Below are 14,526 nucleotides of genomic sequence, written 5' to 3'. Positions count from 1 at the left end.
GGCTCAACGCGCCCGGACTTGTCGTTGCAGATGCCCCCGCAAATGGTGTCACGCGTTTTTCAGCAAATCCGCCAGCGTGGTGCCCAGTTCGCTCGGGCTTGGGGATACGGTGATGCCCGCCGCTTCCATCGCCGCAATCTTGTCGTCCGCGCCGCCCTGGCCGCCCGAAACGATGGCACCGGCATGGCCCATGCGGCGTCCCGGAGGGGCGGTCTTGCCCGCAATGAAACCGACGGTGGGCTTCTTGCGGCCCTTCTTGGCTTCGTCGGCCAGGAACTGCGCAGCTTCTTCTTCTGCGCTGCCGCCGATTTCGCCAATCATGATGATGCTCTGCGTCTCATCGTCGGCCAGGAACAGCTCGAGCATGTCGATGAAATTGGTGCCGTTCACGGGATCGCCGCCAATGCCGACCGCCGTGGTCTGGCCCAGGCCAACCGCTGTGGTCTGGTGCACCGCTTCATAGGTGAGCGTGCCTGAGCGCGAGACCACGCCAACGGAGCCCTTTTTGAAGATGGAGCCGGGCATGATGCCGATCTTGCACTCGCCGGGCGTCAGGACGCCGGGGCAGTTGGGGCCGATCAGGCGCGACTTGGAGCCTTCCAGCTTGCCCTTCACCTTGACCATGTCGAGCACCGGAATGCCTTCGGTAATCGCAACGATCAGCGGGATTTCCGCCTCGATCGCTTCCATGATCGATGCTGCGGCGAACTTCGGCGGCACATAGATCACGCTGGCATCCGCGCCGGTCGCGTCGCGCGCTTCGGCCACGGTATCATAGACCGGCAGGCCGATATGTTCGGTGCCGCCTTTGCCGGGCGTTACGCCCGCCACCATCTGCGTGCCATAGGCCAGCGCCTGCTCGGTATGGAACGTACCGGTCGAGCCGGTCATGCCCTGAGTGATGACCTTGGTGTTCTTGTCGACGAGAATGGACATTATTTGCCTCCGGAAGCTTCAATGATGGCGATACGCATGGCCGCTTTTTTGGGCGAACCTGTCGCATCGAGCTGAATGATCTTGTTTTTGAAACGCCAAATGACTGAATTGCCATTGCGCTTGATGGGCTTGCCATATTTCTTGGTCATGGCAGCAGCAGCGGGCGCATAGGCTTGCGGCGAGGAAATACGGCCCAGAACGATGCAAACCCGATCTTTGCTGCTCGCTTCGTTTTGCGCCATGATCAACGCGTTATTGTCAGCCTTGCCGTAAATCCGCAGTGGCATATCGACCGCTTTGCCTTTGGCGCTGACACTGCCCAGTTTCCAGCCGCCCTGCTCCATAAGCTTGCTGCTGACACCGCTCGCGCCGGTTGCGCTGATGCACTGGTCCGATGCGGCCAGTATATCACCGAGATCCGCCACTTTTTGCTGAGCAGCCGCAGGCGCGGCGACCCCTAGGGCCACCAGCGCCGAGAGAAGGGCCACGCGCTTAGGCAAGGCTGCTGTCCATGCCCTTGCACACGTCGGTCAGTTCCTTGACCGCATCGACACTGACCTGGAAGCCCTGCTTGGCTTCGTCGTCCAGCTCAATCTCGACGATCCGCTCCACGCCATTGGCACCGATCACGATCGGCACTCCGACATACAGGCCGTCGACGCCATATTGGCCGGTGAGGTGCGCAGCGGCGGGCAGAACGCGCTTCTTGTCCTTCAGATAGCTCTCGGCCATCATGATCGCACTGGTGGCGGGCGCGTAGAAGGCGCTGCCATTGCCGAGCAGTTTCACGATCTCGCCACCGCCCGAACGGGTGCGCGCGATGATCGCGTCGATCTTCTCCTGAGTCGACCAGCCCATCTTGATGAGGTCGGGCACAGGAATGCCGGCCACGGTGCTGTACTGCGCCACCGGCACCATCGTATCGCCATGGCCGCCGAGCACGAAGGCGGTGACGTCTTCGACCGACACGTCGAACTCTTCCGCGAGGAAGTGGCGGAAGCGGGCCGAATCGAGAACGCCGGCCATGCCGACGACCTTCTTGTGATCGAGCCCGGAAAATTCGCGCAGCGCCCAGACCATCGCGTCGAGCGGGTTGGTGATGCAGATCACGAAGGCGTCCGGCGCATGCTTCGCGATGCCTTCGCCCACGGCCTTCATGACCTTGAGGTTGGTCGCCAGCAGATCGTCGCGGCTCATGCCAGGCTTGCGCGGGATGCCGGCGGTGACGATGCAGACGTCTGCGCCGGCAATATCGGCATAATCGCTCGTGCCCTTGAGGTTCGAATCATAGCCCTCGACCGGCGCGGCCTGGCTGAGGTCGAGCGCCTTGCCGGAGGGCATGCCATCGGCAATGTCGAACAATACGACATCGCCAAGTTCCTTCATGGCCGCGAGATGGGCGAGCGTTCCGCCAATCATGCCGGAACCGATCATCGCTATCTTTTTGCGGGCCATCAATGTCTCCTTCGGGATGCTGTTGCTCCACAGGGCGGGAGCGTGAGGAAAGGTTGCGCTGGGGCTTACGCCTGTGGACAAGCGGGATCAACCGCCCAAATCGCGAATGTGCACGCCGTTGCGATAATGCGAAACATTTGCAAAAAAGCTAGGTTTTGTGGCGCTTACCCAGACTTAACAAGATTGGGCTACAGGCGTTCCATGCCGATGCAGGTTCTCTTGACGACGGATACCGAGTTGTCCTCTGCGCTCCATGAGCAGGGCGTCAGCGCGGCGGACAATTATGCCCGCTCGATCGAGGGCCGGTGCCGGCGTGGGCGGAGCTGGGGCGTTCCCTATCAGCTGGAGCAACTTCGTCATTGGGGCCTGAAAACGGTGTTCTTCGTCGATCCGATGCCGGCGCTGGTCTATGGTCCGCAAATCATTGCCGATATCGTCGGCCCCCTGCGCGCGCAGGGGCACGAGGTGCAGCTGCATATCCATACCGAATGGCTGGACCATGTGACGGACAGCCCGGTCGGCGATCGAAGCGGGCGCAACATGGCCGACTTTTCGCTGGACGATCAGAAGAGGCTGCTGGCGGTGGGGCGCGACCTTCTGACCGATGCGGGCGCACCGCCGCCGACCGCCTTTCGTGCGGGCAATTACGGGGCCAATGACGATACGCTGCGCGCGCTGGCGGCGCTCGGTTTTACATGGGACAGCAGTTTCAACCCGGCGCAGCTGGGCGGCGACTGCCAGATCGACCTGCCTTCGGATACGCGCCATGTGCGCACGCACCGGGGCGCGCAGATATGCCCCATTTCCGTGATCGAGGATCGCTCCGGCTGCCTGCGCCATGCTCAGCTATGTGCATTGTCGGCGCGCGAAATGCGGGCCGCGCTGCACCATGCCGTCGCGACGGATGCGCAATTCTTCAATATCGTGAATCACAGTTTCGAGCTGTTCGTGCGCAAGGCCCGGCGTGGCAATTGGTTGCTCGCGCGGCGGTTTCGCGCGCTGTGCCGCACGATCGCGCAGGAGCCGGGCATGACGTCCGGTGGTTTTCGCGAGCTGGAACGCCGCGATCTGCGCCGCGGCGCCAAGGCATTGCCGGCCAGCCTGACGCGGCGCACCATGCGCATGGCCGAACAGGCGGGATCGCGCCTGTTGATCGAAGACCGGCCGTCCTTGCCCTCGTCCCTGCCTACGTCCTTGTCTAAGCCCCTGTCTTCTGAGGATTAAGCGGTCTTCAGCGTCGTAGCGCCTTGCGCAGCCGCGCGTCGAGCCCCCATCTTTTTGCCCAGCCGGCGCCATGCTGCGCCGCCCGGTCGATGATCTGTCCGCTGAGCAAGGCGGCCCGGTTCGCGAGGCCGGGACGCAACAGGATGATGGTGCTGCAATCGACATGACCGGTAGCGAACAGGCGCTTGTGCGCGCCATCGCCGCTCGTGAAATCAAACCAGTCGAACTTCTTTTCCGCCATCACTTGCTCCAGCGCATGCATCTGCAGCACTGTACCGACCGACAGATTGGCAAGCGCGGGGTCATAGCCAAGATAATCGTAGCGCAAGGTGCGGCCCGTCACCGGCAAATATAAATAGGCCGCCGCCGCGCCGTGCACGTACATCACCCAGGCCCGTACGGCATCGGCGCGGGCCAGCGCCTCCGCTTTGCGGCGAAATTGCGGATCATCCGGCAGGCCCGCGTCCAGCAACCGGTCCTGATAGGTCCGGGCGCTCAGCGGCAGGGCTGCCTGGAAGAAGGTGTCGATCTCGTCAGGGCGATGAAAGCTTCGGATATCGAGCGCGCCGCCATCATGGGCGGCCAGTTTGCGGGCCTTGCGCCGCAAGGTGGAGCGGGTCTTGCCGGAGAATTGCGCCATATAGGCATCGAAGCCGGGCCGCAGATCGACATAATAACGCGGGAAATCCTGCCGCGCCCCGGGTAACAGGCCGGGCAGCTCGTCCGGCAAGCGGTCTGCCATAGCCTGCGACACCGATTGAAAGCGATAGCCGGCACCCTCGGTGCCAAGCGTGGGTATGTCGGGCTCAACACCGTCGATCAATTGCGACAGATCGGGCTCGACCTGGCAGAGCAAGCGCGGCTGCCGCCACAGACGGCGGCTTGCGATCACGGGGCCGAGATCGACCCGCTGGAGAGGAAAGGCTGTGTTGGCCATGGACAGCCTTGTCATATGGCAGCCGGGTTAAATTTTGTCGAAGTGCGCCACCATCTGGATACGCACCGGCAAATGCTTGCTAGCATGCACCATGAATTCCGCCGCGCCTTCTTCGACCGATCCCCTGCCTTCCGGCGCAACCGCGCAGCTGCGGCCGCGCGGCGCGCTCTATGCCATCGATCTGCTGCGCTTTGCTGCGGCCATGCTCGTGGTTCTGTTCCATTATTTCGCGGGCTATGCGAGCCCGGGGCACCCGCTGGCGGCGCGGTTTCTGGATCCGGCGCTGCTGCCGCAAACGGGCAAGGCGCTGGCCGGCTATGGCTGGATCGGCGTGGAGATATTCTTCGTTATCTCCGGCTATGTGATCGCGATATCGGCGCACGGATCGCAGGCGCTGCCGTTTGCGCGTCGGCGGTTGCTGCGCTTGTGGCCTGCCGCGCTGCTATGCGCCACGCTGACCCTGGCGCTGCTCTGGCCGGTCGATCCGCGCGCGCTGCATCTCGGCGAATATTGGCGGGCCGCGCTGCTCTGGCCCTGGGGCCCGTATATCGATGGCAGCTACTGGACGCTGGCGGTGGAGGCTGTGTTCTATGCCCTGGTCGCGCTGCTGTTGCTGGCCGCGCAGGGGCGGGATCTGACGGGCTGGCTCGCCATGGCGATCGGCACAGCCAGCGCGGCCTTCTGGATCGCCGGCGGCAACATCGAGCGTCTGGATCTGCGCAGCGAGCAATTGCTCCTGCTGCAGCATGGCTGTTTTTTCGCGCTCGGCATTTTGCTGCATCGCTGGCATGCCGGGCATCGCGGCTGGTGGGCGGCGGCGGCGATGGCCGGGCTTTTGGCCGCCGGGCTGACCGAGATCGAGCGGATCAGCCGCTACACCAGCTATGGCATTCAGACGCAGCTGCTGGATTGGGCCGGGCCGGCGCTGTTCCTGCTGTCGGTGACGATCGTGGCGTTGTCCCCGCGCATGCAATCGGCCCTTGAAGCGCTGTTGCCGCGCCGGCCGGTGCTGCTGCTCGGCCTGGCGACCTATCCGCTCTATCTGCTCCACCAGACGATGGGGCTGGTGCTCATCGGCGGGCTTCTGCGGTCAGGCCTGCCCTATATTTCCGCCGCGCTCCTCACGCTGCTGGCGGTGACCGTCCTGGCGCTGGCCATCGCCAACTGGGCAGAACCCTGGCTGCGGCGGCTGATGGACCGGGCGCTGCCCTTCAGTCCTCGGAGCCGTGGCCCAGCGCCAGATAGGCATCCGAACGCATCTCCGACAGACGGCTGACCGTCCGCTCGAACTCGAACGCGCCGTCTCCGGCCGGATAGAGTGCCTCGGGCATCGCATCCGCGCTTGCCAGCAGCTTCACGCGATATTCGTACAGCGCGTCGATCAGCGTGACGAACCGGGCCGCCTCGTTGCGGTTGTCCGGGCTGAGCACGGGAATGCCGACAATGATGACGGTGTGATAGCGCCGGGCAATGGCCAGATAGTCCGCCGCCCCCCGCGGCTCACCGCACAGCCGCTTGAACGAGAAGACCGCCACGCCCTTCAGCGCCTTTGGTACATGAAGCACTCGCCCGCCGCCCAGCGCCACATCTTCGCTCGGCACATGCTCGGCATCGCTGGGCGGATAATCGGTCAGGCGGAAAAAGGCATCGCTGAGCGCCTGGGTCGCCGCGTCGCCATTGGGATGGTGCCAGAGCCGCGAATCGCCCAACCGTTCGCGCCGATAGTCGGTCGGCCCGTCCAGCGGCAGGATGGCGAGCCGCTCTTCCACCAGCGCGATGAAGCCGGTGATCAGCGTGCGGTTCAGCCCGTCCTTGAACAGGTCCTTCGGTTCGCGGTTGGAGGTGGTGACCACCGTCACACCCGCCTCGATCAGCCCGCCGAACAGCCGGCCCATGATCGCGGCATCGGCGGTGTTGGTGACGTGCATCTCGTCAAAACACAGCAGCCGCGTGTCGGATGCCAGCGCTTCGACCACGGGCGCGATCGGATCGCCTTCTTCCTTCTTGCGCTCGGCGGCAATGCGCCTGTGAATGTCGATCATGAATTCATGAAAATGGGCACGGCGCTTGTGGTCGATATCGACCGATTCGTAGAACAGATCCATCAACATGGATTTGCCCCGGCCCACGCCGCCCCACATGTAAAGGCCCCGCACCGGATCGCGGCCCTTGCCCAGCAGCTTGCGAAAGAAACCGGGGCTTTCCGGACGTGCCTCAAGCTCGGTCTGGATCCTCTGCAGCGCGGCCACGGCGCGCGCCTGATCCGCATCGGCCTTCAGCTCTCCGGCGGAGACCAGAGCGTCATAGCGTTCGGTTATCGCGGTGGTCACGGGCGGGGCAGGCCCTTGCGCAGAATGCCATTGAAGCTTGCGACATTGGCATAGTCCGCGTCGTCGCGGGGGCGCTGCATCAACAGGCCGCGCAGAAACAGCATCTTGCCCGTTTCGCGCACGCTCTCCAGCTTGCAGTCCAGCGCCCGGCCGACAATGGCCGCGCCGACGAACTGGGTCGACAGCTCAACGGTCACCGCGCGGCCGCCCAGATCGATGCCGATGGCGCGGCTGCCCGCGAACAGACAGACATCGATGAAACCGAGGATCGTGCCGCCATGGACATTTTCGCCAAAATTGCTGTGCTGATGGCCGGGCATCATGCGCACCCAACCGCAACCGGGCGCGGCATCCTCGCGAATCGCGATGGAGCCGAGAAAGCCGTTATAGCGGGAGCTGTCCTTGGCGTTCCACGTCATCCACCCCGGATTGGCCGGATCCGGCGCATGATCGAACCAGGGATGTTGTTCTTCGATCATCGGCATGGCGGCGTCCCGTGATATGTATGGCTGTTATACGCGAAAAACCCGGGGCGTGACGATGTTGGCGCCAGCCCCGGGCTATGTTGATTGGCGAGATCGCCCAGCAAGTGCGGTCAGATAGCGCGTTCTGCGATCATCTTCTTGGTTTCGGCAATGGCCTTGGCGGGCGAGAGGCCCTTGGGGCAGACATTGGCGCAGTTCATGATCGTGTGGCAGCGATACAGGCGATAGGGATCTTCCAGATCGTCCAGCCGCTCGCCGGTCATCTCGTCGCGGCTGTCGGCCAGCCAGCGATAGGCCTGCAGAAGAATGGCAGGGCCGAGGAACTTGTCCTGGTTCCACCAGTAGCTGGGGCAGGCCGTCGAGCAGCAGGCGCACAAAATGCACTCATACAGGCCATCGAGCTTGTGGCGCTCTTCGGGCGACTGCAGCCGTTCCTTGCCGGAAGGCTCCGGCGTGACCGTCTGCAACCAGGGCTGGATCGACGCATATTGCGCGTAGAAATGCTTGAAGTCCGGCACCAGGTCCTTGATTACATCCATATGTGGCAGCGGCGTGATGCGGATATCGCCCTTCACATCCTCGATCGCGGTGGTGCAGGCCAGTCCGTTCTTGCCGTCCATGTTCATCGCGCAGGACCCGCAGATCCCCTCGCGGCAGGAGCGGCGGAAGGTCAGCGTGCTGTCCTGCTCGGCCTTCATCTTGATGAGCGCGTCGAGCACCATCGGCCCGCAGCTGTCCAGATCCACCTCGAACGTGTCGTAACGCGGATTCTCGCCCGCATCGGGATCGTAGCGATAGATTTTGAACGTCTTGGTGCGCGCGGCACCTTCGGCTTTATGCACCTGTCCCTTCTTCTTGATCTTGCTGTTCTTGGGCAGTGTGAAGGTGGCCATGGTCGCTCCGGTGCTGGAATTACATACAGCATCTAGGGATCGAGACGCAAAGGATCAACGGGCAATGCGGGTTCGCTACGGCACCGAAACCAGATTCCGCGCGTTGGACGCCCATGAGCAAAATCTGGATGGCCGCCAATATCCACAGCGGCAGTTATGACAAAACCTTGTGCCAGTCGGTCAGCGGTGCGCTGAGTGCGGAGGGCCATGACATGGCGCGGATGATCGAATGCCCGCATGAGGCGCTGCCGACGGCGGCGGAACTGACCGCGGCCGGCGTGGATGCGCTGGCCGTGTTTGGCGGCGATGGCACCGTGAATGGCGCACTGCGCAGCGCGCAGGGCTGGAACGGACACATTCTGGCGCTGCCCGGCGGCACCATGAATTTGCTGGCCCGCACGCTGCATGGCGATGCCGACAGCGAGACGATTGCGCGCCGCTATGCCCAGGGGCATTCCCGCATTTCGCCGATTCCGGTGGTGATCGGGGAGGGGGAGACGGCGCTGGTTGGCGTGATCGCCGGGCCGACCACGGCCTGGGGCGAGGTGCGCGAGGATATGCGCCATTTCAATCTGGCGGACATGCCGGGCTCGATTGCCGATGCCTGGACCAAGACGTTCGGCGGGGCGCAGGTGCGCCTGGATGGTGACGGCGCGGCCTATCCCGCCTTGTTTATCGAACCTGCCGAACATGCCCTTCGCGTGACTGGATTTACAGCCGAGGGCGCCGGTCAGCTGTTTGCCCATGGACTGTCATGGCTGAAGGGTGATTTCCGCGAAGGTCCGCATGAGACCCTGGGCGCGCGCGCCGCGCTGTCGCTGTCCGCCGACGATGGAAAACCGGTCGGCCTGCTCGTGGACGGGGAGGAGTCCGCCGGGTCGGCCATATGCCATTTCCGGCACGGACTGTCCGCGGTCGACTTCGTCTATACCATGCAGGAAAGCCCCGCTAACGACGTGTCATGACCAATCTTTTTCATTGCAGCGACATTCATTTTGGCGCGGAAGACCGCGCAGCGCTCGACTGGTTTGCCGGGGAAGTGGCGTCGGCCAGGCCGGATGCGGTGATTATCACCGGAGACCTCACCATGCGCGCCAAGCATCGCGAATTTGCGGCTGCTGGCGAATGGATGGCATCGCTGGGCGTGCCGGTCACCGTGGAAGTCGGCAATCATGACATGCCCTATTACAACCTGATCGAACGGTTCCTCACGCCTTATCGCCGCTATACGCGGGTGGCCGACAAGGTGGAGAAGGAGATCGATCTGCCGGGCGTTTCCATCATTCCCCTGAACACCACCGCGCGCGCGCAATGGCGGTTCAACTGGTCCAAGGGCACGGTCCGGTCCGGCGCTCTGCGCAGCACGCTGTCGGCACTGGAGACTGCGCCGGCCGGATCGATCAATCTCATCGCCGCGCATCATCCTCTGGTGGACGCCGATACGCGCACCAGCGGCTCCACGCGCGGCGGGCTGGAGGCGTTGCAGGCGCTGCAAAAGGCTGGCGCCCATGCCGTGCTGACCGGCCATGTCCATGATCCGTTCGATATCGATCGCCCCACCGGTGACGGGAGCATCCGGCTGATCGGTGCCGGCACTTTGTCCGAGCGGACGCGCGAGAATCCGCCAAGCTATAACCGAATCAGCGTGGCGGATGGCAGGATTTTGGTGGACGTGCAGTTCATGCCGTCCTGATCAGGACGCGCGCAGTTCCCGGAGGAAGCCCTCCGTGGCGGTGCGCAGACTGGTGGACCGGATGGTCAGAGACTGGGCGATGTCGCTGACCCCGCTGCTGTGCTTGCGCGTTTCGTCCGCGGCATGGGTCACACGGCTGACGCTGGACTGGGCCCGTTCGCTTTCCGCTGCTGCCATGGTGGAGTGGCGTCGGATCTCGTCGCTCGCCGCGCGCTGTTCTTCGGTTGCAGAGGCGATCATCGTGCCGCACTCCTCCAGCTGCGTCAGCTCCTCGCCGGCCTTGTCCAGCGCCATGGCGGCATCGTTCACGAATCGATCGATCTCGTTGAGCTGCGCGGCAATGTCTTCGGTCATGCGCGCCGTCTGTCCGGCCAGCGCCTTGACCTCCTGCGCCACAATCGCAAACCCGCGCCCGGCTTCACCAGCCCGGGCAGCCTCGATGGTCGCGTTGAGCGCCAGCAGATTGGTCTGACGCGCCACATCCGATATCGTATGGACAATCTTCCCGATACCGCCCGCCCGTTGCACGAGGAGCGTCATCGCCGCTTCGCTTTGCCGCGTGGCCTGACCGACCTCGGCGATATGCGCCAGATTGGCCTGAATCTGCGTGCCCACTTCGGCCACGGCCTGGTCAAGCTGCTCGGCCGCCACGGCGACATGCTGCGCGGCATCCGTTGCTGCGCTGGCCCGGTTGCGTGTTGCGCGGGCATCGTCGCTCGTGGTTCCGGCGATCGTGGTGAGAGACGTGGCGGACCCCGTCAGCTCGGCGATGGCGGCGGCCAAATCGTCGCTGGTTTCCACGACCGAGCTGTCGAACTGGTCCGCCAGGGCGAGCAGATGCATGCGCCGTTCCTTGGCGATATTTTCCTTCGCCGCGGCACGTTCATGCGCTTCGTCCAGCTCTCGAGAATTCTGGCGGTCCCGCAGCAAGGCTTCGGCCAAGCGGGTTTCGTTGAGTTCTTCGTTCTTGAGATGCAGCTGCACGATGTTTTGCGATTGTTCGACCACGGTTTTGGCAAGATACCAGCCCAGCACCATGAGCATTACCGAGGTTATGAACGCAAAGTCGTACCGGACGGCAAGGTTGATCCCAAAAAGAACATAGAGCGGCAGGGAAAAGGCAAGGAACGCGATCGGCAGGCTCAGATAGATCAGCGCTCCCAAAAATATCATCGCGGAAAGTACGGCGGTGAGAAACTGGATGATCGCAGGATCGTCTGTTTGGAGCGCTGCGTAGAACGCCGCGCTCCAGGAGAGCCCTAACATCAGGGCGTTGCCGACCAGGGCGAGTGCCATGTGACGCGGCTGTCGACAGAGCCGATCGGTCATATTCGGTCCGGTTAGCCAGAAGCCGAGCACGGTCGCGATGAACAGGCCGATCGATCCGATGGCGAGCCAGAATTGAGAGGAGAAGGGCTCCAGAACGACATAAATCGAAAGCGATAGCAGGCCGGTAATCGGAAATACCGTGCGCATGCTATGGGCAGTGGCGCGCAACTGCGCTTCGAAGGCAGCCTGTCTCGCGCTGTCCTCCGCACAATCGATTCGCGTTAATTCGCGCAGGTAAAAGGCCAATCGCTTGGGCCGAAAGCCTGCATCGGTCCAAAATCGCATAACACCGCATCCCTTCAAGACAGCCGTCTAGAGGCGAATGGTAAACAGCGCCTAAACTGGACGTCGCTGCTGGGGTGCTACGGGTTCGGCCGCAAAAAAAGGCGGCCCGTCGGGGCCGCCTTCTGAAATCTTGGAGAGATATGGCGCTTAACGCTTGGAGAACTGGAAGCTCTTGCGCGCCTTGGCACGGCCATATTTCTTGCGCTCGACCACGCGGCTGTCACGGGTGAGGAAGCCGGCAGACTTCACCACGGCGCGCAGCACGGGCTCATAGCGTGTCAGCGCCTGGCTAATGCCATGCTTGACGGCGCCGGCCTGGCCGGAAAGACCGCCACCCTTGACGGTGACCATGACATCATACTGGCCGCGACGCTCGGTCACGTCGAACGGCTGGTTGATCACGAGGCGCAGCGAGGGGCGTGCGAAATAGGTGCTCTGATCGCGGCCATTGACCACAATCTGACCCGTGCCGGGTTTCAGCCAGACGCGCGCAATGGCGTCCTTGCGGCGGCCGGTGGCATAGGCGCGGCCATACTGGTCCAGGATCTGCTCACGCAGCGGCATGGTCGGCTGTGCAGGAACATCGGTCGTGCCGGCTTCGGCATTCGCCTCGGCGGCGTCGCCCGCAATGTCCTTGATGTCGGAAAGCGACTGACGATTATCGGCCATTAGGCACCTACCTTGTTCTTGCGATTGCGCGCAGCGATGTCGAGCGTTTCGGGCTGCTGGCCTTCATGCGGATGCTCGGTGCCATTGTACAAATGCAGGGCGCGCATCTGCGCACGGCCGAGCGGGCCACGCGGGACCATACGCTCGACGGCCTTTTCCAGCACGCGCTCGGGGAAGCGACCTTCGAGAACCTTCTCGGCGGTGACGCCCTTGATGCCGCCGGCATAGCCGGTGTGCTTGTAATAGACCTTCTGCTTGGTCTTGTTGCCGGTAAAGCGCACCTTGCCCGCATTGATGACGATGACATGGTCACCGCAATCGACATGGGGGGTAAAGCTGGGCTTGTGCTTGCCACGCAGGATGTTGGCGATGATGGTGGCGACACGGCCGACGACGAGACCCTCGGCGTCGATGATGTGCCACTTCTTCTCGACATCCTCGGGACGCACCGATTGGGTGGTCTTGGAAAGCGACTTCATGTTAGCCGTCCTTGGATCAAAAAAAGCGAAAGCCGCAGGTTCCCCCACGGCGGTGAAGGTGCGCTAATGACGGCTAACCCGGCTGAAGTCAAGGCTGAGCGGGGGTTATAGAGCGGGTATAATGATACCGTATGGAATTCAGGCCGTCCGTCTGCCTGCTGCATGCGCCGCCCATATCGCACTGGCCACCAGCAGCGCGCCGACCGCTTGATGCGCCGCCGCCATCGGCAGGGCGACGCCGCTCATGACCGTCGCGATGCCGAGCAGGATCTGCACGCCAACCGCGGCCGACAGGGCGATCGAGACCGGGCGCACGCCCGCCCGTTTGGCCCCGCGGGCCAGCAGGATGACCGCCGCCAGCGCCGCCCAGGCCCACCAGCGGTGGATGAAGTGCACCAGGAAGGGATCGTTGGAAAAGGCAAAGGCTGCGCCCCTGCTCCAGTCCACACCGGCGGGGAAGAATTGACCGTTCATCAGCGGCCAGTCGCTGGCGACATAGCCGGCGTCCATGCCGGCGACCCACGCGCCATATAGCAGCTGGATCGCCACGATCGCCAGCAGCAGCGCCGACCGGCCGGTCAGCCTGGCCGGGCGGGCCTGAACCTTGGCCAGCTGGCGCAGATCCAGCGCGGTCCAGACCAGGCCGGACAGGATGAAAAGGGCGGTCAGCAGATGGACCGCCAGTCGATAATGGCTGACATCGGTCCGCAGGGTGAGGCCGCTCACCACCATCCACCAGCCGATGGCGCCCTGCAATCCGCCCAGCGCGAGCAGTGCCAGCAGCCTGGGCTTGTAACCCTTCGGGATCGCGCGGCGAATCCAGAAGAAGGCGAGCGGGAGTGCGAAAGCGATACCGATCAGACGCCCGAGCAGCCGGTGCGCCCATTCCCAGAAAAAGATGAACTGGAACTGCGACAGCGTCATGCCCGCCGGGCCGGTGATCTCCTGATATTCCGGCGTCGCCTTATATTTGGCGAACTCCGCCTCCCAGCCGCTCAGCGACAGGGGCGGAATAGCGCCGGTGATCGGTTGCCATTCGGTGATCGACAGGCCCGATTCGGTCAGCCGCGTGATCCCGCCGACCACGACCATGCAAAACACCAGCGCGGCCACCGCGAGCAGCCAATTGGCGATGGCGATCGGCTGCAGGCGGGCACTGGTTGCGGACGCTGCAGGCGCGGACATTCGGGTCGCTGTCATGCTGGACGATATGTGCTGCCGCGCCGTGACCCGCAAGCCATCTGCGCGCCTGTCGGGAACTGTCTGCACGGGGGAAGCCGAAAAGTTTTTGGACTTCCGCCGGCATGTGATGTTGTATCTTAACGAACCTATGGCTATACAGTCCGGCATGGCGACGATGATACAGAGAGACGGATTGTGGGACCGCGCGGCCATGCTGCTGTCCGGTATGTGCGTGGTGCATTGCATTGCAACGGCAGTCTTTGTCGCTGCTGCCGCGTCGCTTGGTGGCCTTCTCGGCGCGGAATGGGTGCATGAGCTTGGACTGGCCATTGCCATTGTGCTGGGCGGCGTCGGTCTTGGACGCGGCGTACTGCGCCATGGCTATCTGTTCCCGGTAGCGATCGGATCTCTGGGCCTTGGCGTCATGGCCGGCGCGCTCAGCCTGCCGCATGGCGATATGGAGGTGGTCTACACCATAATGGGCGTATCGATTTTGGCGCTCGGCCATGATCTGAATTTTCGCGCCACCCACTGAGGGTTTGCCGCAGGCGATGCACAGGCCGCCGGGCCACGCCTTTCGCCGGGCGTTAATTTGCAGCATTGCCCCGCCTCGCGCGCTTGCCTACATC

General features: G+C 63.4%; 16 protein-coding genes. 5 read left to right on the top strand and 11 right to left on the bottom strand.

Annotated features, from left to right (window positions below):
* Positions 1-48: 48 nt before the first annotated feature.
* The 3 genes from sucD to mdh are packed head-to-tail and all read right to left on the bottom strand — an operon-like array spanning position 49 to position 2,391.
* A complete protein-coding gene (sucD, locus tag G410_RS0108380) occupies positions 49-936 on the bottom strand; it encodes a succinate--CoA ligase subunit alpha (protein ID WP_022673205.1) in 888 nt (295 codons plus the stop codon).
* Positions 936-1,436 (bottom strand): hypothetical protein, encoded by a 501-nt coding sequence (locus G410_RS0108375; RefSeq protein WP_156851902.1) that lies wholly within the window; start codon positions 1,434-1,436, stop codon positions 936-938. Before G410_RS0108375 ends, sucD begins: the two co-directional genes overlap by 1 nt.
* The gene (mdh, locus tag G410_RS0108370) at positions 1,429-2,391 is read right to left on the bottom strand and encodes a malate dehydrogenase (protein WP_022673203.1); all 963 of its coding nucleotides are present in this window, start codon (positions 2,389-2,391) and stop codon (positions 1,429-1,431) included. The genes G410_RS0108375 and mdh overlap by 8 nt, the downstream gene beginning before the upstream one ends.
* A 201-nt stretch (positions 2,392-2,592) precedes the next feature.
* Here mdh and G410_RS16145 point away from each other — a divergent pair, with 201 nt between their 5' ends.
* A complete protein-coding gene (locus tag G410_RS16145; protein ID WP_022673202.1) occupies positions 2,593-3,615 on the top strand; it encodes a polysaccharide deacetylase family protein in 1,023 nt (340 codons plus the stop codon).
* Positions 3,616-3,622: 7 nt separating this feature from the next.
* Here G410_RS16145 and G410_RS16140 read toward each other — a convergent pair whose 3' ends face one another.
* Positions 3,623-4,552: a GNAT family N-acetyltransferase gene (locus G410_RS16140; protein ID WP_051137243.1), complete on the bottom strand. Its 930-nt coding sequence runs from the start codon at positions 4,550-4,552 to the stop codon at positions 3,623-3,625.
* A gap of 91 nt (positions 4,553-4,643) precedes the next feature.
* Here G410_RS16140 and G410_RS16135 point away from each other — a divergent pair, with 91 nt between their 5' ends.
* Entirely contained in the window at positions 4,644-5,828 is a 1,185-nt protein-coding gene (locus G410_RS16135) for an acyltransferase family protein (RefSeq protein WP_022673200.1), read from the top strand.
* Here G410_RS16135 and zapE read toward each other — a convergent pair.
* From zapE to G410_RS0108340, 3 genes are all read right to left on the bottom strand, one after another.
* On the bottom strand, positions 5,764-6,882 hold the full coding sequence (gene zapE / locus G410_RS0108350) for a cell division protein ZapE (protein ID WP_022673199.1): 1,119 nt from the start codon (positions 6,880-6,882) through the stop codon (positions 5,764-5,766). The two genes, G410_RS16135 and zapE, sit on opposite strands and share 65 nt — an antisense overlap.
* Positions 6,879-7,367, bottom strand: a complete 489-nt coding sequence (locus tag G410_RS0108345) for a PaaI family thioesterase (RefSeq protein ID WP_022673198.1) — start codon at positions 7,365-7,367, stop codon at positions 6,879-6,881. The genes zapE and G410_RS0108345 overlap by 4 nt, the downstream gene beginning before the upstream one ends.
* Positions 7,368-7,477: 110 nt before the next feature.
* Entirely contained in the window at positions 7,478-8,260 is a 783-nt protein-coding gene (locus tag G410_RS0108340; RefSeq protein WP_022673197.1) for a succinate dehydrogenase iron-sulfur subunit, read from the bottom strand.
* A 113-nt stretch (positions 8,261-8,373) separates the two neighbouring features.
* Here G410_RS0108340 and G410_RS17395 point away from each other — a divergent pair, with 113 nt between their 5' ends.
* On the top strand, positions 8,374-9,225 hold the full coding sequence (locus G410_RS17395) for a diacylglycerol/lipid kinase family protein (protein WP_022673196.1): 852 nt from the start codon (positions 8,374-8,376) through the stop codon (positions 9,223-9,225).
* Complete coding sequence (locus G410_RS0108330; RefSeq protein ID WP_022673195.1) at positions 9,222-9,953, top strand: metallophosphoesterase family protein; 732 nt, start codon at positions 9,222-9,224, stop codon at positions 9,951-9,953. Before G410_RS17395 ends, G410_RS0108330 begins: the two co-directional genes overlap by 4 nt.
* Here G410_RS0108330 and G410_RS17390 read toward each other — a convergent pair whose 3' ends face one another.
* The 4 genes from G410_RS17390 to G410_RS0108310 form a co-directional block, all read right to left on the bottom strand.
* Entirely contained in the window at positions 9,954-11,429 is a 1,476-nt protein-coding gene (locus G410_RS17390) for a methyl-accepting chemotaxis protein (RefSeq protein WP_162604083.1), read from the bottom strand.
* A 285-nt stretch (positions 11,430-11,714) separates the two neighbouring features.
* Positions 11,715-12,236, bottom strand: a complete 522-nt coding sequence (gene rpsI / locus G410_RS0108320; protein WP_022673193.1) for a 30S ribosomal protein S9 — start codon at positions 12,234-12,236, stop codon at positions 11,715-11,717.
* Positions 12,236-12,715 carry a 50S ribosomal protein L13 gene (gene rplM, locus G410_RS0108315; protein ID WP_022673192.1) on the bottom strand — a complete coding sequence of 160 codons (480 nt, stop codon included), beginning with the start codon at positions 12,713-12,715 and terminating at the stop codon, positions 12,236-12,238. Before rplM ends, rpsI begins: the two co-directional genes overlap by 1 nt.
* A 138-nt stretch (positions 12,716-12,853) precedes the next feature.
* Positions 12,854-13,915, bottom strand: a complete 1,062-nt coding sequence (locus G410_RS0108310) for a COX15/CtaA family protein (RefSeq protein WP_033317473.1) — start codon at positions 13,913-13,915, stop codon at positions 12,854-12,856.
* Positions 13,916-14,063: 148 nt separating this feature from the next.
* On the opposite strand from G410_RS0108310, the gene G410_RS0108305 reads away from it, so the two are divergent.
* Positions 14,064-14,432 carry a MerC domain-containing protein gene (locus G410_RS0108305; RefSeq protein WP_028971237.1) on the top strand — a complete coding sequence of 123 codons (369 nt, stop codon included), beginning with the start codon at positions 14,064-14,066 and terminating at the stop codon, positions 14,430-14,432.
* The last annotated feature ends 94 nt before the right edge of the window (positions 14,433-14,526 follow it).

Origin of the sequence: Novosphingopyxis baekryungensis DSM 16222, from assembly GCF_000420305.1 — a bacterium.
Classification (GTDB): domain Bacteria; phylum Pseudomonadota; class Alphaproteobacteria; order Sphingomonadales; family Sphingomonadaceae; genus Novosphingopyxis; species Novosphingopyxis baekryungensis.
Note: the sequence above shows the minus strand (reverse complement) of the source record. Positions and strands in the feature narration are given on the sequence as shown.